The organism is Acetobacter oeni, from assembly GCF_011516825.1.
Classification (GTDB): Bacteria; Pseudomonadota; Alphaproteobacteria; order Acetobacterales; family Acetobacteraceae; genus Acetobacter; species Acetobacter oeni.
Genome location: NZ_WOTA01000009.1, coordinates 39373 through 63187, shown reverse-complemented (window position 1 = coordinate 63187; position 23815 = coordinate 39373). Strand labels below are relative to the sequence as shown.

The 23815-nt window shown below is 60.9% G+C and carries 21 protein-coding genes; 9 read left to right on the top strand and 12 right to left on the bottom strand.

Going from position 1 to position 23815, the window contains the following annotated elements; translation table 11 throughout:
* Positions 1-411 precede the first annotated feature (411 nt).
* The 8 genes from GOB90_RS07845 to GOB90_RS07810 all read right to left on the bottom strand — a co-directional run bounded on the left by GOB90_RS07845 (position 412) and on the right by GOB90_RS07810 (position 10318).
* Positions 412-840: a hypothetical protein gene (locus tag GOB90_RS07845; RefSeq protein WP_146887186.1), complete on the bottom strand. Its 429-nt coding sequence runs from the start codon at positions 838-840 to the stop codon at positions 412-414.
* A 251-nt stretch (positions 841-1091) separates the two neighbouring features.
* Positions 1092-2213, bottom strand: a complete 1122-nt coding sequence (locus GOB90_RS07840; RefSeq protein WP_146887188.1) for a P1 family peptidase — start codon at positions 2211-2213, stop codon at positions 1092-1094.
* Between the two features lie 42 nt (positions 2214-2255).
* Positions 2256-4847: a TonB-dependent receptor gene (locus tag GOB90_RS07835; protein ID WP_146887190.1), complete on the bottom strand. Its 2592-nt coding sequence runs from the start codon at positions 4845-4847 to the stop codon at positions 2256-2258.
* A gap of 234 nt (positions 4848-5081) precedes the next feature.
* The gene (locus GOB90_RS07830) at positions 5082-6458 is read right to left on the bottom strand and encodes a sodium:solute symporter family protein (RefSeq protein WP_146887192.1); all 1377 of its coding nucleotides are present in this window, start codon (positions 6456-6458) and stop codon (positions 5082-5084) included.
* A 7-nt stretch (positions 6459-6465) separates the two neighbouring features.
* Positions 6466-6672 (bottom strand): DUF3311 domain-containing protein, encoded by a 207-nt coding sequence (locus tag GOB90_RS07825; RefSeq protein ID WP_194300876.1) that lies wholly within the window; start codon positions 6670-6672, stop codon positions 6466-6468.
* Positions 6673-6920: 248 nt separating this feature from the next.
* Positions 6921-8321: an amidase gene (locus tag GOB90_RS07820; protein WP_173571989.1), complete on the bottom strand. Its 1401-nt coding sequence runs from the start codon at positions 8319-8321 to the stop codon at positions 6921-6923.
* Positions 8322-8479: 158 nt separating this feature from the next.
* Positions 8480-9376, bottom strand: coding sequence for a LysR family transcriptional regulator (locus GOB90_RS07815; protein WP_146887209.1), 897 nt, complete (start codon positions 9374-9376; stop codon positions 8480-8482).
* A gap of 120 nt (positions 9377-9496) precedes the next feature.
* A complete protein-coding gene (locus GOB90_RS07810) occupies positions 9497-10318 on the bottom strand; it encodes an SDR family NAD(P)-dependent oxidoreductase (protein WP_146887211.1) in 822 nt (273 codons plus the stop codon).
* A 113-nt stretch (positions 10319-10431) separates the two neighbouring features.
* Between GOB90_RS07810 and gmk the strand changes: the two genes are divergently transcribed.
* Entirely contained in the window at positions 10432-11100 is a 669-nt protein-coding gene (gene gmk, locus GOB90_RS07805) for a guanylate kinase (RefSeq protein ID WP_242011876.1), read from the top strand.
* Positions 11101-11115: 15 nt separating this feature from the next.
* The gene (gene hldE, locus GOB90_RS07800; protein ID WP_146887213.1) at positions 11116-12549 is read left to right on the top strand and encodes a bifunctional D-glycero-beta-D-manno-heptose-7-phosphate kinase/D-glycero-beta-D-manno-heptose 1-phosphate adenylyltransferase HldE; all 1434 of its coding nucleotides are present in this window, start codon (positions 11116-11118) and stop codon (positions 12547-12549) included.
* 190 nt (positions 12550-12739) lie between these two features.
* On the opposite strand, the gene GOB90_RS07795 is transcribed toward hldE, so the two are convergent.
* Entirely contained in the window at positions 12740-13441 is a 702-nt protein-coding gene (locus GOB90_RS07795; RefSeq protein ID WP_146887215.1) for a glutathione S-transferase, read from the bottom strand.
* Between the two features lie 373 nt (positions 13442-13814).
* Between GOB90_RS07795 and GOB90_RS07790 the strand changes: the two genes are divergently transcribed.
* The 6 genes from GOB90_RS07790 to GOB90_RS07765 all read left to right on the top strand — a co-directional run bounded on the left by GOB90_RS07790 (position 13815) and on the right by GOB90_RS07765 (position 20272).
* On the top strand, positions 13815-14687 hold the full coding sequence (locus tag GOB90_RS07790; protein ID WP_146887217.1) for a pirin family protein: 873 nt from the start codon (positions 13815-13817) through the stop codon (positions 14685-14687).
* Positions 14688-15059: 372 nt separating this feature from the next.
* The gene (locus GOB90_RS07785; protein WP_146887220.1) at positions 15060-15359 is read left to right on the top strand and encodes a hypothetical protein; all 300 of its coding nucleotides are present in this window, start codon (positions 15060-15062) and stop codon (positions 15357-15359) included.
* An 82-nt stretch (positions 15360-15441) separates the two neighbouring features.
* Positions 15442-15684: a hypothetical protein gene (locus GOB90_RS07780; RefSeq protein ID WP_146887222.1), complete on the top strand. Its 243-nt coding sequence runs from the start codon at positions 15442-15444 to the stop codon at positions 15682-15684.
* Between the two features lie 9 nt (positions 15685-15693).
* On the top strand, positions 15694-15855 hold the full coding sequence (locus tag GOB90_RS07775; RefSeq protein WP_173571988.1) for a hypothetical protein: 162 nt from the start codon (positions 15694-15696) through the stop codon (positions 15853-15855).
* A gap of 189 nt (positions 15856-16044) precedes the next feature.
* Entirely contained in the window at positions 16045-17034 is a 990-nt protein-coding gene (locus GOB90_RS07770; RefSeq protein WP_146887224.1) for an LLM class flavin-dependent oxidoreductase, read from the top strand.
* 733 nt (positions 17035-17767) lie between these two features.
* On the top strand, positions 17768-20272 hold the full coding sequence (locus GOB90_RS07765; RefSeq protein ID WP_146887227.1) for a phosphocholine-specific phospholipase C: 2505 nt from the start codon (positions 17768-17770) through the stop codon (positions 20270-20272).
* Between the two features lie 183 nt (positions 20273-20455).
* On the opposite strand, the gene GOB90_RS07760 is transcribed toward GOB90_RS07765, so the two are convergent.
* The 3 genes from GOB90_RS07760 to cls form a co-directional block, all read right to left on the bottom strand.
* The gene (locus tag GOB90_RS07760; protein WP_146887229.1) at positions 20456-20980 is read right to left on the bottom strand and encodes a DUF1269 domain-containing protein; all 525 of its coding nucleotides are present in this window, start codon (positions 20978-20980) and stop codon (positions 20456-20458) included.
* Between the two features lie 49 nt (positions 20981-21029).
* On the bottom strand, positions 21030-21281 hold the full coding sequence (locus GOB90_RS07755) for a hypothetical protein (protein ID WP_146887231.1): 252 nt from the start codon (positions 21279-21281) through the stop codon (positions 21030-21032).
* A gap of 132 nt (positions 21282-21413) precedes the next feature.
* Positions 21414-22859 carry a cardiolipin synthase gene (gene cls, locus GOB90_RS07750; protein WP_146887233.1) on the bottom strand — a complete coding sequence of 482 codons (1446 nt, stop codon included), beginning with the start codon at positions 22857-22859 and terminating at the stop codon, positions 21414-21416.
* Positions 22860-23266: 407 nt separating this feature from the next.
* On the opposite strand from cls, the gene GOB90_RS07745 reads away from it, so the two are divergent.
* The gene (locus tag GOB90_RS07745) at positions 23267-23746 is read left to right on the top strand and encodes a hypothetical protein (protein WP_146887235.1); all 480 of its coding nucleotides are present in this window, start codon (positions 23267-23269) and stop codon (positions 23744-23746) included.
* The last annotated feature ends 69 nt before the right edge of the window (positions 23747-23815 follow it).

Genomic DNA, 23815 nt, shown 5'->3' with positions numbered 1-23815 from the left:
GTCCGTGTGCGGGGAGAGGTTTCCCGAAACTAATGGTCGCTGCGGGTTTTGCAAATGCGGGTTCTGTCAGGACCCGGCCAGCCGTCCGGCTCCTGACATGCCGCATATCACAACGATCTGAATCTTCCTGACCGTCTCCGGGTCGGGATGAAGGCAGGGCATGGATCGTGATGCCCTGTGACGTGTGTGTCAGTCGGAGTTCACCGGTAACGGACAGGGCCTGGAAGGTGTTGCGAACAGCGCTGATATGGTACCGGGGCGCTCCGACGGCGGGCCGGAGAGTTATGATTCAGACTGGCGGGGAGAGGCTCTTCAGGTTCGCGCTCCGGTATCGAGGACCGGGCCTGATGATTTCACGGGTTCGGCGACTGGTGAACGGAAAATCCGCGTCAGACGATGAGAGTCGATGTGCTAATTTTCTCTGGTTCTGCGTTCAATTGTTTTATCGAATAACAGCGGACCGCCCCGACTGGACGAAGAGAGTGTTCCGGTCACTTTTACGCGGTAACCCACATACGGTCCGAATTCTTTCTGGTCTTTTCCGGCCTCGCGTGGTGTCAGCGCAATGTTGTAGGTGGGGGTGGCGCTCCGTTCGTCGACGTCCTGTCCTGCGACACAGTAAAACTGCTCTGCGTCTATAGTGAAATACGAATATAACCGACCGGAGTGTTTGTCCCGACCGGAAACTTCGTGAACGATCCCGAACATTTCGACCGAAGCATTATCCGGTAAGCACACAGTTTTAGCCTCGGCCCGGATTGCCAGAGACACTCCGGGGATTAAAAGCCCGGCGCAGACAATAATCCGCCCCACGGGGCCGGATATGGGTCCGGAAATCATAATATTCCCTTGCAGGAGTAAACCTCGGGCTAAATATCTACAGTTTTTTACTCTCATTGAATATCCTAAAAATCGGGGGAGAGGACTTCTGTGCGGCCGCTGTTCCCCGGCGTGACCAGGCGATTATGGCTGTGGGCACGCCATTCTGCCTGATGAACCGGGCTGCGGAGATTTTCGTGCACAGCATATGCCTTTGCGTGATGTGCTCTGACGGGGGTCAGGCAGAGTCCTGAGACGCCCCGGAAAAATCTTTATCCGGGCAGCATTTTCCAGGTCTGGCCTGTCATCCCCGGTGGCAGGGTGGCTTCGAACACGCCCCGCGCGACGGCGCGGGAGAGGACATCGGCGGCGAGGGCGCCGATGCGGGCGACGGCGAGCGGGCGCGGACCGGGAGGGAGCGGTTTGCGGGCGGTGGAGAGGGCGAAGATGACGTCGCCGTCGAAGGGGGAGTGGACGGGGCGGATGGCGCGGGCGAGGCCGTCCTGGGCCATCATGGCGATGCGTCTGAGGTCGTCGGCGTCGAGATCGGCGTCCACGGCGATGCAGGCGATGGTGGTGTTGGCGCGGGCGGCGGGATTGAGTTTGGCGAGGCCCCAGTCTTCTTCGTCGACGTGTTTCGCGGTGGCGCCGAGGCCGCCGGCTTCGTTTCCGGCTTCGAGCGCGCCGGCCCAGAAATTGCGGGTGCCGGGCACGATGACGGAGCCGAGGCTGTTGACGGCGACGAGGGCGCCGACGGTGATGCCGTCCCCGGTGACGAAGGAGGCTGAGCCGAGGCCGCCTTTGAGCGCGCCCGCCCCGGCGCCGTAGCCCGCGCCGTGCGTGCCGAGGCTGAATGTCCGCGTGGTGTGTTCGACGGCGGCCAGCCCGAGGGAACGGTAGGGGGGATTGAGGCCCCAGTTCTTGTCGCCGCCATTGGCGAGATCGAACAGGATGGCTGTGGGGACGATGGGCGATGGCGGGACGCCGGGCTGTGTCATCATGCTGAAGCCGCGTCCTTTCGCGCCGAGCCAGGCGGCGACGCCGTCGGCGGCGGCGAGGCCGTAGACGGAGCCGCCGGAGAGGACGATGGCATCGACGCTGCGGACGAGGTTGCCGGCGGTGAGGGTGTCTGTCTCGCGGGTGCCGGGGCCGCCTCCCCTCACGTCCACGGCGGCGGTGCAGCGCTGGTCGGGCAGGATGACGGTGACGCCGGTGCGGGTTTTCCCGTCGTGGGCTTCGCCGATGGCCAGGCCCGCGACATCGGTGATGAGATTGAGCGGACCGACATGGCCGGGGCCGGGATGGGCGAGGTCGGGACGAGCGGCGGCGTGGCTTTTGCGGGCCGCGAGAAGCGGAAGGGCGGCGGTGGCGGCAAGGAGGGTGCGTCTGTTCATGGAAGGTAGTTCTGCCTCCTGTTTTTCGGACTTCGTTCTGTGTCAGTAGTTGACGCCGAAGCGGATTCCGTAGGTGCCTGGCATTCCGGCGAGTGCGATGTTGTCCCCCGAGAGGAAGAAATTCCGGGTGACGTCGTATTTCTTGTCGAAGATGTTATTCCCGAATGCGCTCAGGCTCCAGCGGCCATTATGGGGGGCGAAGGACGCGGTCGCGCCCCAGAGGGTATATCCCGCGACGTTATACATTGTGCCGAACAGGGAGCGATAGGTGGAGCGCAGGCTGTAGTTCATGCCGAGGCTCACATCGTAGCGGCCGATCTGCCAGCGATAGGTTGCCGAGCCGTTGAATGTCAGTTTCGGGGCTGGCAGGGACACGCCCTTCTTATTCTCGTAGATGGCATAAAACGTATCTCCGACGCGGTAATCGCTGTACACTGATCTGAAGCGATCGAACTGTCCGACGGCCCATCCGCCTGACTGGGTGAGGGTCAGGCCCGGGAGGGGGGACCAGTCGAGTTCGAACTCGCCGCCGGCCATGTGGGAACGCGGGGCGTTGACGAGGGCGCCGATGAGCCCGGCCTGGCTGTTGACCTCGGCGGAGAGAACCTGCTGGTCATGATAATCGTAGTAAAACGCGGACACGTTCAGGCGCAGGTTGGCCTGGGGAATATCCAGTTTGTTGCCGATTTCGTAGGCCAGCAGCTTTTCGGGCTGGTACGGGTTCGAGGACGCATAGGCGTTCGATGTGTTGTAGGTTGTGAAGCCGCCGGAATTGATTCCGCGCGAGACGGACGCGTAGACCATGTCATTTCGCGTTGGTGTATATTGCAGCTCTGCTTTCCACGACGGCAGGGTATAATCGAGGGAGCGTTTGCGGACGGAGTTGTCCGGGTCCGTGATGTCGCCTGCCGCATCGTATGAATAGGCGCGGTAGTTGTGGAGTTCGCGGGATTCGTGTTCGACGCGCAGGCCTCCGGTCAGGGTCAGGTTCGGGAGGATTTTGTAAGTTGCCTGTCCGAAACCGCTGATTGTATTGACGGTCTGGCTGTAGAATACGCCCTGATTCACGCCGAATGCGTCCATGAAGCCGGAAAGATACTGGTCGGCGAGGTATTCGTTTCCGTAATAGACTCCGGCGATCCAGCTCAGGCGGTGATTGCCCTTTGAGACGAGACGAAGTTCGTCCTGGAAGACGTTTGCACGGCTGTTGAAGGCGACATCGGCAATGGCCATCGAAGACGCGTCGAAATTATCGTATTCGCGACGGTCCGAGACATCGTAGCTGGCGAGATTGCTCAGTGTGGCAAAGGAAAATTCCTGATCGAGCCGGAAATTTCCTCCGCCTGTCTTAACGTGGTGATACGGTTTGGCATTCGGACTGACACCGATGAGGCGCGCGAACGAGGCGGATGTGCCCCAGTGGGTGACGTCCCGCGCGTAATCCTGCGGCTCGACGGGGCCGGTGCCATAGGTTGCGGCTGTGGTGAGGGGGCCGAACAGATGCAGACCGGTGCTGTCGGACTCGTCGAGGCTGCCGTGGAGATTGATCTGCGCCTTGAGGGTGTCGGTCAGGCTGATATCCGTCAGCAGCCGGAGCGCAGTCCGGTTGACGTTGCCAAGATGGGCGCCGGCGTCGCTGTACTGCCAGGCGCCACCCTGCTGGCTTTCGCCGGAGAGACGCATTTTGATGCCGCGTGCGACGGGGCCTGAGACGTAGCCGTCATATTTCTGGGCGCTGAAGGAACCGGCCTGGACATTGACGGCGGCTTTGAGGGTGTCGGTTGGCTGGTTCAGGATGTAATTGATCGCGCCTCCGGTTGTGTTGCGGCCGTAAAGAGTGCCCTGCGGGCCGCGCAGGACTTCGACACGGGCGATGTCGAACATCAGGCCGTTGGTGGCGTAGGGGACGGGATTGGCGACTTCATCGATATAGACGCCGACGGGAGACACGTTCGACGATCCGTAATCCTGGTGTCCGATACCGCGGATTTCAAAATCGGGCTGCCCGCTGCCGAACTGGGGTGTGACCTGGAGCGAGGGGGTCAGATATTGCAGGTCGAACACATCGTTGACGTTGCGCGCGGCCAGTTCGCGCGCCGAAATGATGCTGAGCGATATGCCGATTTTCTGCGGGTTCTGACGCCGGTGTTCCGACGTGACCATGATCTCTTCCACGGGACCGGTGGACGTGACGCTTCTGACCGGGCTTTTTGTCGGCTGTGCCGGTACGGTTTTATGCGGGGCACCTGGCGTTCCGGCTGTCTTTGCCGGGGCGTGTTTTGCGGCGGGTCTGTCCGGGCTGGCTGGTTGCGCGGCCAGTGCGGGATATGTGAACAATGTCGAACAGCACAGGAGTGCCCCTGCCGTGGTGTAATACTCACCGGGACGCTGGATTTTTGCACGGAGACAACCGATCATTCCGGTTTTCGGTTTCACCGCTCCGCTGGCTGTTGCCGTGTCGGGGCCGGCCCGGAACAGACGGTGTGGTGGACGGAATTTTACCGGAAGCATGGGCGTCTCCGTACAGTTCGCATCGGCGGGCGGGGAATGGGCGTCTGACCAGGACTGTTGCATACCCAGAACAAAAAGAGCGAGACCGAAAAGCGGAGCAGGGTGGTGCGCTTTCTGCGGCACGCGGCCCGCTTTTTCCGTTCTGAAAAATACATTCCGGAACAACCATTATATATGAAAGGCTTATCTGTTTCAAAGCGGGTCCGGCCAGAGGCCGTGAAACCGGAAACCTGCCTGCTGACCGCATGGATATTTTCTTTTCTTCCGTTGCGTCGCGGGAGATGAGGCCGGCGATCAGAAAAAGGAAATTTCCCGGTCAGGCCCGGATCCGGACAGGGTGTTTCCGGCATATGAAACTTACAGTCCGGGCCGGGATAATTTTGTGCTGCGCACATATCCTGTGGCGGCAATGGCGGCATTGAGCAGGAGGCCGATGAAACCGACATTCACGCCGCCTGTAGAAATATCGAAAAAGGCCAGAAGCAGAGACAGGGTCTCGCCGGCGAGGAACCCGGCGGCGACGAAATCGGCTGGCACGGGAAAGCGCAGGACCATGCAGAGAACAGCGGGGAAGAGCTGGGTGATGCCGAAGTAATAGACAGTTGTGAGTTCGGGCATGAGAATGGAAAAGTGCATGGCCGCGTAAACGGAAAAGATCAGATACAGGGTGATGACGATTTTGGCGCAGCTTTTCTGGCGGGCGTCCGGGAGACCCTGGACGAGGTTATGCGAGACCAGCGAGCCGATCGAGAGGCAGATTCCGGCGAGGATGACGAGCCCGGACAGGGCGCAGGCTGCGGCGACGAGACCGAAGCCCCAGGAGGGCAGAAGGGCGGAGGCGACGGCGATGAAGACGGAGTTTTTCCCGGTCACAGGCAGTCCGGTGGCGCTGGCGTAGAGCGCGCTGAGCAGAAGCAGCGGAAACATCAGCATATAGAGGGGCATGACGATCTGGTTTCGCCGGACCGTTCGGGCGGATTTTGCCGTGAAGATGAAGGCGATGGTCTGCGGGGCGACGCAGAAGCCGAGGGCCTGGGTAAGGATGGTGGTGAGGGCATAGACGTTGCCCTTTGGTGTGGAGAGCGGCATGGCGCGGCTGGCGGCGGCGAGGTCGTGCCAGGAGCTGTGGCGGAGGACTGCGAAGGCGATGAGCGCGATGGCGATGACGACGATGCTATCCTTGATGGCGGACACGAAAGCGGGGGCGCGGACGCCGGAGAGGGCGAGCCAGGAGAAGGTCAGGAGCGCGGCGCCGGTGGCGATTGTCAGAGGTGAGGCGGACCAGTGAAATTCTTCGATTGTTGTGAGCAGTCCGGCCATCTGGAGTTCGCCGAGCGGCAGCAGGAAGAAGATGGTGCTGAGGGTGACGGCGATTTCGAGAAAGCGGCTCTGGTAATGTGCTCTGAACAGGTCGGCGAAGGTGAGCGCGCCGTAGTGTTTTCCGGCTTTCCACAGAAGGGGATTGAGGAAATAGCCGACGGGGTAGGCGAGGACGATGTAGCCGAGGAACCAGTCGATAAAGGGCAGGCCCTGGTGCATGGCGGCGGCGGGAAAGCCCATGATGCTGCCGATGCTGTAGGTTTCTCCGACGGTCAGCAGGAAAACCAGGAGGCCGCCGAACTGACCGGAGGCGGTGAAGAAATCCCGGCTGTCCTGTTGCGTGTGATTGCGCCGTGACAGGAGGGCGACGACGAAGGACAGGAGGATTATCGCGGCGAAAACGGCTGAGGCCATCCGGGGATCACTCCTCGTCCTGAGAGGCGTGATTTTCCAGTGTCCAGGCGACGGCCATGCAGAGGGACGTCAGGGGCAGGCAGGCGAACAGCCACACAAGCGCGGCCGGGAAGCCGCCGAGTGTGAGCGGGCCGGACGAGAGCCAGGGCATCGGGGCGAGGACGGCGAAGAACGGCAGGCCCAGCCCGATGACGATCCTGAAGCGTGATGACATTCCGGAGTCACATCCTTCCGTTGTTCGGACTGTTGTTTGTGTTGTTCAGCCGGGCGTCGCAGAGGAGTGGCGGTGTGAGCATACAGCGAAACCGGGCGTGTTGAAAAATCCGCGGCGGATGTTCTGCGCCGCGCCCTGAAAGGCCGGGCGGCCCGCCCGCCGTTTTTGCATGGAGCTGAAGCGACTGCGTTCCTTTCAGGATGTGGGATGAACCCCCGAAAAACCCTTTTTTCGTCGTGGGTTTCTTTTTAACGCAGTCCGCTGGCCGGGGGCGATGGCCAGTTTGTGATCGGGCCACGGAGGGTTTCCCAGACGGCGGCGAGTTGCAGGGCTTCCAGATCGGCGAAACGGGGAGTGACGATCTGGAGGCCGATGGGCATGCCGTCACGCGAGAAGCCGCAGTTCAGGGAAATGGCGGGTTGTTCCGACATGTTCCAGGGCACGGTGTAGACGATATGGTCGAAGGAGCGTTCCGGGTCGTTGGTCGGGCCGGCGGCTTCGGCGGGGAAGCTGACATTGGGAGTGGTCGGGGACAGCACGACATCCACGGTATCGAACAGGGCGGCGCAGGCTTTCCGCATGGCGAAGGTCTGGCCGAGGCCGTCAACGGCTCTGACGCCATCGACGTCTTTTCCGCGTGAGGCCCATTGCCAGATAAAGGGCAGGATTTTCTCCTGATCACTTTCGGGGAGTTTACGCAGTTCCGCCCAGGAGCGGGCTGACCAGTAATCGTCCAGTCCGGAGAGCATTTCCTGTGTCATGACAGGGGCGACGGGGATGATGTCGGCGCCGAGTGCGGCGAATTTCGCGGCTGCGTTTTCGACGGCGGCGCGGATGTCGTCTTCCGGCGGCAGGCCGCAGCCGGGTTCGAGCATCAGGCCGATTCTGAGGCCTTTGACGTTTGTGCCGCGATACCAGGACTCCCAGCTGATGTCGTTGGGCGGGAGGCTGGTGGCGTCCCGGCTGTCCGGGGCGGACAGGGCGGGCATCATCAGGGCGGCGTCGCCGACGGTGCGGGTCATCGGGCCGGCGCAGCGACCGATATAGTAAGGATCGACGGGGATGCGGCCGAGGCTGGGCTTAAAGCCGACGATGCCGCACCAGGCGGCGGGGAGTCTGACGGAGCCGCCGATATCGGTGCCGACATGAAGCGGGCCGTAGCCGGCGGCGGCGGCGGCTGAGGCCCCGGCGCTGCTGCCGCCTGGGTTGCAGGCGAGGTTCCACGGGTTGCGGGCGAGGGTATGAAAGGTGGAGAGGCCGGAGGACAGCATTCCGAAATCGGGAACGGTTGTCTTGGCGAAGATGATGGCGCCGGCCTCTTTCAGGCGGGCGGCGACCGGGGCGTCGGCGGGGGCGGGGATGAGCGGGCTGGCGGCGCTGCCCTGCGGCACCGGGTCGCCTTTCGTGGCGATGAGTTCCTTGACGGTTGCGGGCAGGCCGTCCAGCGGGCCGTTCGGCTCGCCACGGAACCAGCGTTGTTCGGACTCTTTCGCGGCGGCGAGATATTTATCGGGGTCGTAGAGGTAGAGCGCGCCGAGGGCGGGTTCCCATCTGCTGATATGGGCGACGAGGCTTCTGGCGTATTCCAGCGGGGACAGACTGCGGGTCCGGAATTTTTCAAGAAGCTCCCGACCGGATAATTCAGTCATGATCTGTCCCTTTTCTGTTTTCGCTATCGCGCGACCGGCGAATGGTTACGATAACGAATTTACTTTAAGGGGGTGCGGCTTCTGTTTGCTACCGTGTTATTGTGAGCAGTCTGCTCCGCAAAACGTGGCATGAGTCTGGGGATGGTTTCAGAAGTCTTTCAGGTCAGGCGGGCCATGATTTCGCCTATCCGGGCGGACGTTACGCGCGCGGCGTGGGACAGCGGGCGATGCGAGGCTCTGAGGAGGTCGAGCGCCGTGGGCACCCGGAGGCGGGCGGGAAGCGGCACGGCGCAGAGCAGTCCGCGATCGATGAGAGGGCGGCAGGTGAATTCGGGCAGCAGCAGGACGGCGCATCCCCGCATGGCGAGATCGATCTGGAGATCGAAAGAGCCGCTCATGAAGACAGGGTCGAAGTCGGGTTCGCCGGGTCGGATGACGCGGTCGAAGGCCTGTCTGACGAAGTAACCCGCATCCGGCAGGGAGAGAGACTGATCGCGCAGGTCGTGCAGGGATATATTGGTGTTATTTCGCAGCGGGTGGGTGGGCGACATGATGGCGGAATGCACGACGGGCAGGCGCGCGCAGAGAGTCAGTTCGGAGAGATCGGGGGCGAACAGGGTCAGTCCGAGATCGGCTTCGCCCGAGAGCAGCGCGCTTGCGATCTGCGGGGCGCCGGACATTTCGATGACAAATCGCAGGCCGGGGTAATCGCGGTGCAGGGCGTCCAGCGCCGGGGCGATGACGCTGGTGAGGGTGCTTCCGGAGGCGCGGATTCTGACGGTTCCGCGTCTGAGTCCTTTGAGGTCTTCGACGCGGCGGTGGCTGATGGCCAGTTCCCGGGAGACGCGTCCGGCGGATTCCATGACGACTTCGCCGGCGGCTGTCAGCCGGACGCCATGCTGTTCGCGTTCGAAGAGAGGCGTGCGGAAGAAATATTCGAGATGTTCGAGCTGCCGTGTCAGCGCGGTCGGGGTGATGCCGATTTTCTGCGCGGCACCACGGAGTGAGCCTGTTTCAGCAAGGACACGCAGATAATCGAAAGCTTTGACGTGCATCCATGCTTCCTGGCCTGGTGAAATGGGAACCGGAGCATAGTGTCACCATAGTCGTTCTGGTTTCGCAACAGGGCAAGGGGGCGCGGAGTGACCCCCTCCCCGTTCGTATCCGTGGCAGAATCAGTCGGCGGCGTCTGTCACCGGCATAGTTCCGGCGGCGCCAATGGGCTGGGTGGTATAGTATTTTTCGGCCAGCCGGACGGGCAGCAGGTCCATGAAGCGCGAGCCGGCGACGATCCATTTCGGGAAGACGATGCGGCGCTGGTTTCGGGCCATGCCTTTCATGATTTTTTCCACGGCGTCGCAGGTCTGGGTGAGGCCGGGCATGGGGAAGTTGTTGGTCGCGACCATGGGGGTATTGAGGAAGGCGCAGACGACGGAGGAGAGGATCACGCCTTCGCGTTTCAGATTGCCGCCTGTGGCGACCATGAAGCGGTCGACGGCGGCTTTGGTGGCGCAGTAGGTCGGGGTTCCGGGGAAGGAGACGACGCCGGCGACCGAGGAGATGGCGCAGATGCGGCCGCGCATGCCATCGGCGGCGCGGGGCTGGCGGCGGATGAGGTCGATGGCAGGCAGGACGGTGTTGAGCACGCCGTCGAGATTGGTGGCGACCATGCGGCGGATCTGTGTTTCGGGCTCGGTGGGGGCTGCGTCCGGGGTCGGGCCGGGGCGGGTGCCGCCGGTGATTCCCGCGCAGGCGAAGACGAGGTCGAGCTGTCCGGCGCTGGTGACGGCGGTTTTCATGGCCGGGGCATCGGCGACATCGAGTGTGTGGGTGACGACGCGGGCGCCGAGGGCTTCCGAGCGTGTGGCGGTGTCGGCGAGGTCGGTTTCGTGATGGTCGATGAGATGGAGGGTAACGCCTTTATCGGCATGGGTGAGGGCGAGCGCGCGTCCCAGTCCTGAGGCGGCTCCGGTGATGAGTAAAGAATCCTGTTTCATGGTCGCTCTATTAACCTGGTGCTGGTAGAAGGGCGACACCGGCGGGTCAGAATGGCTCTCCGGCGGGATTTTGAGTGCCGGAATACGGCGCCGGGAACTGAGACGCAGGAGCCATGAACGCCGCAATGATACGCAACGGACAGCCTCCCTCCCCCCCTTCTCCCGTTTCCCGGCGGGGCGTCTGCTTTGTCATTTCGGCGCCCTCGGGAGCCGGAAAATCGACCATTGCGAATGCGCTGCGGGCGGCGGAGCCGCGGCTGAAACATTCGGTGTCCATCACGACACGGCAGCCGCGCCCGGGTGAGACGGAGGGCATTCACTATCATTTCCGGACGATGGATGAATTTCAGCGCATGGCGGAGCGGGGCGAGCTTCTGGAATGGGCGACGGTATTCGGGCGCGGTTACGGCACGCCGCGCGCGCCGGTTGAGGCGGCGCTGGAAGCTGGTCTGGACATGGTGTTCGACATTGACTGGCAGGGGCACCGGCAGATCCGGGAGGCGCTTCCGGAGGATGTGGTCAGTCTGTTTGTTCTGCCCCCTTCCCTGCCCGAGCTGGAGCGGCGTCTGAAGGGGCGGGATTCCGATGCGGCGGATGAGATTGCCCGGCGCATGGATGCGGCGCTGGCGGAGATTTCGCACTGGCGGGAATTCGATCATGTGATTGTCAATGCGGATCTGGACCGGGCGATTTTCGAGGCGCGGGCTATTCTGACGGCGGCGCGGCTGCGCACTGTCAGGCAGACGGGTCTTGCGGATTTTATTGCCGGTTTTCTCGGCTGATTTTGGGCTGACGTTATGGATTTTTCCCGGATCACCGTTCTGTGTGTCGGCGATGTGATGCTGGACCGGTTTGTTTATGGCGACATGGAGCGGATTTCTCCGGAGGCGCCGGTGCCGGTGCTGCTGCTGAACAGGCGGACGGAGATGCCGGGTGGCGCGGGCAATGTTGCGAGCAATGTGATTTCGCTGGGCGGGCGGGCCATTCTGATCGGTCTGGTCGGCGAGGATGACGCGGCGGTGACGCTGCGGGATACATTGCGTATCCGGGCGCAGGTTTCGGAAATGCTGGTGGCGACGACGCGTCGTCCGACGATCTGCAAGACGCGGTTCATTGCGGCGCATCAGCAGGTGGTGCGGGCGGATGAGGAGAGTCGTCTGCCCCTCCAGACCGAAGAGGCGGAGTTGCTGTGTCAGGCGATCGATGCGCGGCTGGAGGAAGCGAATGTTGTGATTCTTTCCGATTATGGAAAGGGTGTTTGTGACAGCATGGTGGTGCGTCATCTGATCGGCGAGGCGCGGCTGCGGGATATTCCGGTGTTTGTCGATCCGAAGACGCCTGATTTCCGGCACTATCGCGGGGCGACCTGTATTACGCCGAATGCGAAGGAGCTGGCGGCGGCGGCCGGGATGGCCGTTTCGGATAATGCCAGTGTGGAGCAGGCGGCGCGCAGGGTGATGGCGCGGGCCGAGGCGGATGCGATTCTGGCGACGCGTTCCGAGAAGGGCATGATGCTGGTGCCCTCCGGGGGTGAGGCGATTGCGGTCCCGGCGCGCGCGCGGGAGGTGTTTGACGTTTCCGGCGCGGGCGACACGGTGATTGCGACGATGGCGCTGGCGGTCGGGTCCGGCATGGCTTTCGATCAGGCGATGCGGGTTGCGAATGCGGCGGCGGGTGTTGTTGTGGCCAAGCTGGGGACGGCGACGGCGGATATTGGCGAGGTCATCCGTGAATTGCAGGCGCAGGACGGGCCGGAGGAGGCGCCGCATCTGCTGACCACAGTGCAGGCGAAGCGACAGATTGCGGACTGGAAAGCGCATGGTCTGACCGTTGGTTTTACGAACGGGTGTTTCGACATCATTCATCCGGGGCATGTCAGTCTGCTGGCGGCGGCGCGGGGGGCGTGTGACCGGCTGATTGTGGCGCTGAACGACGATGCGAGTGTGCGGCGGCTGAAGGGTGAGACACGGCCGGTGAATATGCTGGCCAGCCGGGCGGCCGTGATGGCGGCGATCCGGTCCGTGGATGCGGTGGTGGCGTTTTCCGAAGATACACCGCTGGAGATTATCCGTGAGCTGATGCCGGATGTTCTGGTGAAGGGCTCTGATTACAGGCCTGAGGACGTGGTGGGTGCCGCGGAGGTCATTGCCGGCGGGGGAAAGCTGGTGCTGGCGGATCTGCGGGCGGGACATTCGACGACGGCGACGATCGGGCGGATTCAGGGGGCGTAAGGGGAAACGGCGCGGGCTCTGTCCGAACCCGGCAGGCGCCACGGATTTCTGGCGGATTTCCGGGCAAGGCCCTGAGAAAAACAGCAGAACCTGACGTGAACAGAGTCTTTTCGGAATATTCGGGCGCCGGAAATAAAACGATTTGCTGGGATCACGAGCCTTACGGGGGTTGGTTAGCCATGAGTTCCGGCTAAGCTCCCAGAACCTTACGCAGCGAGGCCTCGATCTGTCCGCCGCAATAGGCGTCTCCGTAGTTCTGGCGGGCCTGGGCGGACAGGCTGGCCAACGGAGGCAGGGCTGCGACCCGGCGGGTCAGGCTGGCGGTCATGGGAGCGGCTTCCCTGAGGATTGCTTCGATCTTATGGAAGCGGTCTGTCATGGTTGACCACAGGGTGGCTGTCACGACATCGGCGATACCCGGCGCCTCGCCACCGAGCAGAAAGCCGGACTCTGCTTTCAGGCCGTGGCGCTTTCCGATCTCATCCCAGAAAGACATCCACTTTTTCAGGCGCGGAACGAAATCGTGCCAGCGTTTTTCCGTCCACATTTCGCGACCGCCATCCAGAGTGATCTCGTCGATGACATCGTTGGCATCGTTGACGATCTTCATGGTCAGGGCGCGCAGAGCCGGGGTGGCGGGCATGAGGTTGAGTGTTTCACCCAGATAAAGGATAATAGCCGGCATTTCGGCTATGGCGAAGCGTGCCTTTTTGTCGATCAGCATGGGTGGCCCCATGAACGGGACCGGCATGTCTTTTACCGGCTCTGCCATCAGCTTTGAGATTTCAGCATCGCCGCCCTCTGTCCAGGTTTTACCGGCCCAGGCCAGGACGGCGCGGACGAACTGACCGCGAAATGGCACGGACCAGTAGTAAAGTTCGTAATCGGACATGTCGCGGTTTCCCGGTTATGCGAGCGCTATGCGTCCATAACGCTGGCGGGCTGTTTTCGTTCGGGCCTTTATGGTGTTTCGGTTCGATACGTGTGGCCGGTAAGGTTTTTGATGGTTCTGCTTTCGGTGGTGTTGCTGTTTTTCTCGGGACGCTGCCCTGAAACCCGCCAAAGGCCGGAGCCTTTGGAAACCGGTTTGTTGATCGACGGATCAGAGTGTCGGGGCAGCGTGCATAAGGCGAGCCATACCTTTTTAAGACGTCTTCAGTTTTCTGCTGCGTCGGGGTTTGCCACCTTTTGCATTTGTCAGGCGTCACCATCTTAAGGGCATAAGCGCGGTTTCATAACGGGACTGGCCGCACGGGAGGCGTGACATGGACAAGACGATCACGGGTCGCTTTGGCAACAATCAGAGGCATTGGGTCGGGGATGGTTTTCCTGTCCGGTCGCTTTTTTCCTACGGCGGTCTCGGGGAGGCGATCAGCCCGTTTCTGCTGCTCGATTATGCGGGGCCGTATAATTTCGGGCCGACGGACAGGCAGCGCGGAGTGGGTCAGCATCCGCATCGCGGGTTCGAGACGGTGACGCTGGTTTATGACGGCGAGGTGGAGCATCGGGATTCCGCCGGGCATGGCGGCATTATCGGTCCGGGCGATGTGCAGTGGATGACGGCGGGCGGTGGTATTCTGCATGAGGAGTATCATGCGCCGTCTTTTGCCAGGACGGGCGGGCCGTTCCGGATGGTGCAGCTCTGGGTGAATCTGCCGGCGAAGGACAAGATGACACCGGGTGGCTATCAGGCGATTACGGCCTCGCAGGTTCCGGTTGTGGAACTGCCGGATGGCGCGGGCACGGCGCGGGTTATTGCCGGGGAACTGATGGGCCGGACCGGGCCGGCGCGGACGTTTTCGCCGGTTAATGTGTGGGATCTGCGTCTGACACGGGATGCTTCGCTCACACTGGATCTGCCCGAGGGGCATACCGCGATGCTTGTAGGGCTGACCGGGCACATCACGGTTGAGGGGGGTGACGGAGAACTTGGCGAGGCGGAGATGCTGCTGCTCAGCCGCGAGGGGAAGACGGTGTCTCTCAGCGCGGACGGGGATGCGATGGTGCTGGTTCTGACGGGGCAGCCACTGAACGAGCCGATTGTCGGTCAGGGGCCGTTCGTGATGAACAGCCAGGCGGAAATTGCTCAGGCTTTCGATGATTTTCGCAAGGGCCGGTTTGTGACGACGGCAGTCTGAGGGGGAACCGCTTCCGTCATCACATCCTCCGTGGCGAAAGCAGCTGAGCACGCGGACATTTCTCCCGCCCGGCAGGTAGTGCTGTCTTCGTGTCAGCAGCACCCGCTATGAGGGGCGGGAGCGGTCGTGTCAGTCAAAAGATAGGTTCCTCTTTTTTCGGAGGAGATGCGGCGAGTGACCCGATGAGGGGACAGAGGCCTGCGATTTTAATGCAAAAAACACCACAACACTGTGTCTGATCTGTGCGGCAAAACGAAATTCAATGTAGCACGGTGTAAATAAGACATATCATGAAAGAAAACATGCGGTGTCCTTGACGGGAATCCTTCCGTTACCAATGTTTTTGTAATATTCGAAACAGGAGATGTCTGCATGTCGACACGCGACAAGCTATGTGCTGCGGTAAAAAGCCGGAGCAATGTCAGTTTTACATATCACGGACGTGCTCTGGTCGGTTCTCCCCATGCCGTGGGGAAAGGCGATGGTGAGGATCGGGTGCTGATTTATGTTGGCAGCGATGAACACAAAAAGGGTGATGCCCCGGGTGGACAGTGGAAGCGTCTGCCGATTGCCGATCTGTCTGATGTCGGGACGGACAGCGGTCCGTTCCATGCCGGGCATCCGGGGAAGCATGAGACGACCGGACTGCATGAAATCGACGTTTCCATCTGATTGTAGCTGATGGTTTTTATATCGCCTCTTGCCGCCGGATGGTGAAGGGCGCACAGAATTTCTGACTCAGATGGAGACGACGATGGCACATGATCCGCTTCCGCATGAAACATCCGCCCTGCATGAACTGGCGGAGAGAGCGCGTAAGCAGCCGAAGCTGCTGACGAAGGCTGAAGTTGAGAAGATTGCGAATTTTGTTCTGAAGGGTGCCGAGCACGCGTCTGAAGAGCAGAAGGCTGTTGCGAAAAAGACGTTGCATAATCCGGAAGGTGTTGAAGCCAGTGACATTGTCACGCTGGCTGAACAGATTCTGGCCAGGAAATAGGAGCATATTATGACCGGACATTCACATGAACTCCCCTCCGATCAGTCACTTGAGCATCGTCTGAACGCGGTTCGGCGTGATCTTGCGCGGGCGGAGAAGGAAGAACCGCAGCGGGTTCATGCGCTGACGGCTGAAGTGAAAAAGCTGGAAGCTGAGCTTCAGGGGCGATAAAACCGTCTGAGGTTCGGAGCCGTTTTTTGTAAGCCGCGGGGAAATCCGGTTTCCGGAGCGGGATAAAACAGAGCCTTTCCGGCTTTATGACCCGCTTCGGAAAGACTGGCGCGGCTGACCTGTCCGGCTGTATGATCGGAGATGGCGGGTCGCATCTGTTCAGCGTTCCGGCAGTGCGGAGGCGCTTGCATGATCCCCTTTTCTGTTCTGGATCTCTCGCTTATCACGCGTGGCTCAACGCCGGCGGAGGCTTTTCGCAATACGCTGGATTTCTCTCGTCTCGCGGAGACGCTGGGATTCCGGCGGTACTGGCTTGCCGAGCATCATGCGATGCCGGGGATTGCTTCGGCGGCCACGGCTGTTCTGATCGGGCAGGTGGCCGGTGCGACGCAGCGTATCCGTGTGGGGGCTGGCGGCATCATGTTGCCGAACCACTCGCCGCTGGTTGTTGCTGAACAGTTTGGCACACTGGAAACGCTTTTTCCCGGGCGGATTGATCTTGGTCTGGGCCGGGCGCCCGGAGCGGATCAGAGGACGGCGCGGGCGTTGCGGCGCGATCCGCTGGCGCCGGACCGGTTTCCGGATGATGTTGTTGAATTGCTGCATTATTTCGAACCGGCCAGTGAGGAGGACACTCATCTGGTTCGCGCGATTCCCGGAGCCGGGTTACGGGTTCCGGTGTGGATTCTGGGGTCGTCGCTGTTTTCGGCGGTTCTCGCGGCGCAGCTGGGGCTGCCTTATGCCTTCGCTTCTCATTTTGCTCCGGGGCAGATGGATGAGGCGATTACGCTTTATCGGGCACGTTTCGAGCCTTCCGTGCGGTGTCCGAAACCGCATGTGATGCTGACGGCCAACGTGATTGCGGCGGATGATGATGCCGGGGCCGGCTATCTTGCGACCTCTCTTCAGCAGTATTTCATAGCGCTGCGTCGCGGACGACCGACGGCGTTTCCGCCTCCGGTCGATGCGTCAGCGGGATTGTGGTCGGAGCAGGAGCAGGCGATGCTGGATCACACGCTGTCATGCACGTTTGCGGGATCGGTTCCGACGATTGCGCCGCGTCTGGAGGCGTTTATTGCGCGGTATCGGCCTGATGAGCTGATGGTTGCGGTTCCGGTTTATGACCATGAGAAACGGCGCCATGCGCTGGAACTGACGGCGGAGATGGCGGGACGCTGATCCGGGACCGGTGGGGCTGAGTGGTCCTGGCGGGGGCGTTTCTTCTGTGCCTGGATTTATCAGTCTGCACGGTCCGTGCTTTTCGGGCAGAGGTTTGGAGAAGACGTGGCGAAGACCGGCGCGCATATTATTCGTGCCGCGTGGCTCTGAGCCGGGCAGAAGACGTGACTGACGCACTCCGGGTCGGGACTTCGCACTCAAACCCGACGCCACATGTGTGAATACCGGATCAGACGGGCGGCGTTTCGTCTTACGCGCAATCCCGGATGGCGCCCTCTTTGTTCCGACATCCACATCCGGGCTCGGAATCATCCGCAGGCCCTTCTGAAAACGTGCGGCTACCAGGCTTTTGAATATTCTACTTACCTTAAATGAACTTTCAAAACAGGGATCAGATCAGAGCTGAAATTCAGACAGGTTCCGGCGCGCCTGGAATGGTGAGACGCTGCCGATGAAAAAGTTCGTAATTCTTATGTCGTGTTGTATGATTCCGTACAACACGACAGTATTTGCTAAATCTGCGTGATCGGATTTCAATCCGGAAAATCAGAGGTAACGGAGTGACGACCCTGCACCGGGAGTGGCGGAAAACCGGATGCGGGGACGTGTCGTGCCTGTGTTGCCGGGAGCATGACGACCTGTCTTCAAATCGTCACACTGAAAATTCCGCTGATTGCCATATGAGCAATACGGTATCCGGCATTTACTCCACCATAACGGTTCCAGGCTGACGATGACGACACGCAGAGATTTTCTGAAATATGCCCTCCTGTCCGGTGCCGCCGCCGGTTCAGCCTCCCTTCTTCCGGAGTCAGTGCGCCGGGCCTTCGCGATTGCTCCGAACCCCGGTTCAACATGGAAGGACGCCGAGCATGTCGTGATCCTCATGCAGGAGAACCGCTCATTCGATCATGTTTTCGGCACACTTCAGGGTGTGCGCGGGTTCAACGATCCGCGCGCGATGCGCCAGCCCGGGGGCAATCCGGTTTTCATGCAGACCGGCAAATCAGGCAAGACCTATCTGCCCTGGCGGCTGAACATCCGTGACACGCGCGTGACCTGGATGGGCTCCATTCCGCATTCCCGCGACAGTCAGGTCGATGCCTGGAATGCGGGGGCGCATGACCAGTGGATCGACGCCAAGAAGTCGCACCATAAAGGCTATGATCGCTACCCGCTCACGATGGGCTATTACACGCGGGCGGATCTTCCGTTTTATTACGCGCTGGCGGATGCTTTTACCGTTTGTGATCAGAATTACTGTGGCGCCATGACCAGCACCACACCCAACCGTCTGCTGTTCATGACCGGGACCGTGCGTGACCGCCAGGATGTTTCTTCAAACGTGTATATGCGCAACGGGGAAATCCTGGAGGGCGGCATGACCTGGAGCACGTTTCCGGAGCGGCTGGAACTGGCGGGCATTTCCTGGAAATACTATCAGAATGAGCTGACCCAGACCGGTGGCATGGACGAGACGGAACGCGCCTGGCTGGGGAATTTTGGCACAAATGTGCTGGAATGTTTTGACCAGTATCACGTGTCGGCCAATCCCGGTTTTCGTGACTGGCTTGAGGCACGCATCAGTGAGTGCCAGAACCATGTCGAACGGCTCAACAGCCGGGAAATGCTCGTCTCCGAAGCGCATACCGAGCAGCTTGCCGAAGCGCGGATGCTGCTTGAGATCCTGAAGCGCCGGCGGGCTGCCACCGCCGCCCATACAATGGAGGAGCTGACACCGGAAGAGCGCGCTCTGTTCGAAAAAGCCTTTGTTGTGAACAGCAATGATGAGCAGTATCGCAAGCTGGAGAAACTGACTTTCACGGAAGGTGACAGGACGATCCGCATGGATGCGCCGAAGGGCGACATCCTGCATCAGTTTCGTCAGGACGTGAAAGAAGGCACGCTTCCCACCGTATCATGGCTGTCGGCTCCGGGACATTTCTCCGATCATCCGACCTCGCCGTGGTACGGCGCGTGGTATGTCTCGGAAGTCATGGACATTCTGACGGAAAATCCCGAGGTCTGGAAAAAGACGATCTTCATCATCACCTACGATGAAAATGACGGGTATTTCGACCATTGCTGTTCGTATGTGGCGCCAGATCCCGCCCGTCCTGAAACAGGACGTTCCTCGGCAAAAATCGGCGGAGAGGGGCTGGAATATACCAGCGTCCGGGATGAGACGGATCGGGGGGTGCCTGAACATCTGGCACGCAGCGGTCCGATCGGGCTGGGTTTCCGGGTGCCGATGATTATCGCCTCCCCCTGGAGTCGGGGCGGCTGGGTCAATTCGCAGCTCTTCGAACACACCTCGACACTTCGTTTTCTGGAAACTTTCATCGAGCAGAAATTCGGCAAGACGGTCACGGAAACCAACATTTCGCCCTGGCGACGTGCCATCAGTGGCGACCTGACCTCCTGCTTCCGCACTTATGATGGCGAGACTCCCGCCCTGCCTTACCTGGATCGGAATACTCACCTGCATATGATTGAGGAGGCGCGGGACCGGCCGATGCCGGATGGTTTCCGTACCCTGGATGAGGCCGAAATCGCGGTTCTGCGGGCTGATCCGACGAAAATGCGTGAAACAGTAAGGCAGGAACCAGGCAGTCGCCCTGCCTGCGCCCTTCCCTGCGAGCCTTGTTGCGATGGTGGATTAGCCGCGGACGGGCAGCGGGTCGCGCTTCACCTGGAGGCTGGCACGACGCTGTATGGCGCACGGGCCGCCGGTCTGCCTTTTAATATCTATTGCCATAATGCGTCCGTGAATGGGGCGATGCAGGCCGGGACCTATGCCGTCGCGGCGGGAGACAGGCTTGATGTTTCTTTTGAGATGTCCGGTTTCCCTGATAATATCTATGACGTATCGGTGCATGCGCCAAATGGCTTCTACCGTCTCTACAGGGGGAGGAAGGACGGTATTCGCCTGCATGCGGCATGTCATTATTCAGATTCAAAAAACAGGCATCTGACTCTGCATCTGACAAATCATGGATCGAAGCCGGCGGAAGTCGTCTGCGCCATGAATGCGAAAACGAAAATGCATGGTGTATCGGAGAAGCTTCGCATATTGCCGGGTCAGACCGGGATCGTCGCATTCGATCTGACTCAGAATGCCATGTGGTACGATATGGTCATGACTTCTCCGACCGAGGAGGAGTTTCTTTATCACTTTGCCGGTCGGGTCGAGACCGGACTTCCCGGACAGACTGATCCTGCAATGGGTCACGTATGATCCGCCATGGCAACAGTTCAGTCGTGCTGATCTGCTCAGGCGCGATCAGTTCTCCCGGGCTCGGACGTCCGATGAATTTTCCGACGTGTTATCCGTGAACTGTCCGTGGCTTCGGGTTTTTAAATAATAAAAAACCCGGCAAAAGGTTCTGCCTTTTGCCGGGTTGCCAGGTGGGCGTCAGGATTATGCGTGCACGGCCTGGCCGAGAGCGACGCGCAGCTTCTGTTCGGCTTCCGGGGACAGGGAAGTCTGAATGATGCGGGCGTGACCTTTCAGGGTCGCGAGCTGGGCCATCACTTTCTCGGGCTCGGCTTTTCTGACGAGCACGAACAGGGCTGACGTATTGGGGGTCAGCGTATCGCCGAGCTGGTTGATGAAGTTATCATCGATACCGTAATCGCTGAATTTTCCGTCCAGCGCGCCGGCGGCAGCCCCGGCAACACTGCCCACGACGAATCCCGCCAGCGGGTTGAGGAAGATCAGGCCGACCAGCGCGCCCCAGAAACCGCCGGAGAGCAGGCCCCATGTGGCGCCGACTTTTTCGAGGTTGACGCTCTGATCAAGATGGATCTTGCCATCCTGCGTACGCCGCACGACGACGGCGTCCTCCAGATCGAGAAGGTATTCTTTCTGAAGTTCACGGCAGCTGGCCAGTTCGGTCGTGGCGCCGTCCAGGCTGTCAAATCCTACAACAACAAGCGTGCTCATCGTATTCTCTTTTTCTCTTTCAGTTCAGTAAAACCGGTTGCAGCGAACCTTACTCAGCCGATTTGCGGCCGAAGAAGTAGCTGGCGACGGAGAATGCCGTGAGGATGAGAAAGCCGTAGAATTTACAGGATGTCGGGATTTTGTTCTCGTGATCCTGCACATCGCCTTTCAGGGTTTTCAGGTGCCCGGAAATCTGTTCGTGCAGTTCTTCCTTGTGCTTATGCAGCGACTTTTCAAGATGTTTCGCGAGATCGTGAATATCTTCCGGGCTCAGTTTTTTCACAGCTTCAGGTGTGCTCATGATCCGTGTCTTCCTGTTCTCTGTCGTTCACATCAGCCCGGGAAAGTCTCCTGGCCGCATCACTTAAATGTTGCTCTCATATAAATGTTTTTCAAGGTGCGAAGCATAAACACCGGCGTGACCCACCCCTGCTCACAGCACGGGACCGACCATGGCGAGGATGTTGTTCCAGAGAATACGGTATTTTGGCCATTTCATGACCTGATCCAGCGTGACCGGCAGCGAGGCGTCGAGATAGGTTTGCTGCCGTTCGCGGATTTCGGCGGTGAAGGCTGTGTCCACGAAGAGGATATTGTTCTCGAAGTTCAGGTCGAAGCTGCGCCGGTCGAGATTGGCTGAGCCGATCATGGTCATCTGGCCGTCGACGGTGAGGGCTTTGGTGTGGAGAAGGCCGTGCGGGTATTCGCTGATGAGGACGCCGGCCTCCAGCAGTTCCCGGTAGTAACTGCGGCTTGCACCGCCGACGATCCATGAATCGTTGCGCTGTGGCATGGTAAGGGTTGTTTTCACGCCCCGGCGGGCGGCGGCGCAGAGGGCGGCCTGGATCGGCTCATCGGGGACGTAGTAGGGCGTGGTGACGGTGAGTTCGCAGGCCGCGGCGCTCATCAGGGAGACGAAGACTTCCGGCATGGCGGCGTAGCGTACGGCGGCGCTGGTGCCGATGACCTGGGCGACGAAACCCTCTCCTGTCGGGAGCGTGGCGGTAGTGAGGATCTGTGTCAGGTTTTCATCGGTATTGCCGGCCCAGTCGGTGGCGAAGAGGTGCTGGTTCTGGAGGACGACGGGGCCTTCGAAACGGGCGACGAGATCGACCCAGGGGGCGTATTTCGCTTTGACTCGGAAGGCGGCGTCGGCGCAGTTCTGGCTGCCGCAATAGGTGATTTTATTGTCGATCACGATGATTTTGCGGTGATTGCGCATATCGAAGCGGCCCCGGAAGGGGCGCTGAAAGATATTGCCGAAGGGGAGCGCACGCACGAGACACACGCCGGCGTCCTGCATGTCTTTCCAGTGGTGGCTGCGTATCAGACGACGGGAGCCGAGGTCGTCGGCCATGACGCGGCAGATGACGCCCCGGGTGGCGGCGCGTTTGAGGGCCTGCACGACTTTCAGGCCGTTATTGTCGGCGAGCCAGATGTAGAAGCTGATGTGGACGTGTTCGCGGGCCGCGTCGATATCGGTGACGATCGCGCTGATCGCGCTGTCGGAGTCCGCCATCAGTTTTGCGCTGTTGCTGCCCAGGGGCGGGTAGCCGCTGGCGGACTGTCCGACGCGGAACAGGGGAGCCAGCCGGGGAGGCAGGCCGAAATCCTGTTCGGCATCGATGAGGTCATCACTCTTTTTGCCGGGGATGGGAAGGTCTCTGATCGCTTCGCGGATGCGCACGACGATGCCTGGGCTCAGGTTTGTCTCGCCCAGCAGCACGTAGGCGAGCATGCCCAGAATCGGCAGGGCTGCGATAATGGCCACCCAGGCGACGCGGGAGGTGGGCTCGCGATGAGGTCTCAGCAGTGCTCTGGCGATAAAAAGCAGCTGAAAGCTGATTGTGGTGGCGGCGCCGACCCAGCTCAATTCCATTGATTGCATCCCGGCCCGTTGCGCTGTGACATAAAAAGTCGGGCACCGTATCGTCAGGGCGGATGGGGGACAATATGCCGGAGAGGATCGGGCGACAGGACGGGCATATGGCATGATCGCCCGGTGCGGGGCTGTCAGTCCGGGCTGATGCGTGTCGGTGTATCTTTCCGGAGCAGTATTCCGGCCCGTGCTTTGGGGGCCGGAGATTTCCGCGCCCTGCTTTCCGGTCGCGGGGAAGCGTTCTGACGGGGACGGTTGAATTCCTGACCGGCAGGCCGGACTATGCCGGGGTCGTAAGATCGCGTGCGGTGGCGGCACTGGTGGCAAGCCGGCGCCGTAACTGAGTGAGTGTCCGGGAGGACGGGGATTTCGTATGCGTCTGCAATCTCCCTGGGCACCGAGACTGAGTGGCGGGACGCAGCCACCGGCTGAACGGCTGGCGGAGGCGCTGGCTGAGGACATTCTGGCCGGGTTGCTGGCTTCGGGCGCTGCTGTGTTCGTCGCTGATGATTGCGCCGCTGTCCTACGCGATGATGACGCAGTGGATGCAGGATGGCACGGCGGCCTCGGTGCGGCGGTCGCTGCGGGGGGAGGCGGCGTCCGTTCTCGGGGAGCGGATGGTGATGCCGTCTTACGATGCCTTTCATGTGTGGATGCCGATGGCGGCGGAGCAGGCCCGGGCCGTTCTGACGGAGACCCGGACCCGTGGTGTTCTGGTGACGGAGCCGGCGCCGTTCCGGACGGAAACGGAGCCGGGCGCATCGGGGATGCGGCTGTGTCTGGGGCCGGCTTCCCTGCCCGATCTGACCGAGGCACTGCATCGGGTCAGGGCTGCGTGTGTGGCGACGGCGGCAAAAGTGTCACGTGACGCTATTCCGATGGCCTGAAAGTGTATCGGAGGCCTATGCTTTCCTGACACGGAGGAACCGTGAGCTGTGCGGGGATCAGTCACATGA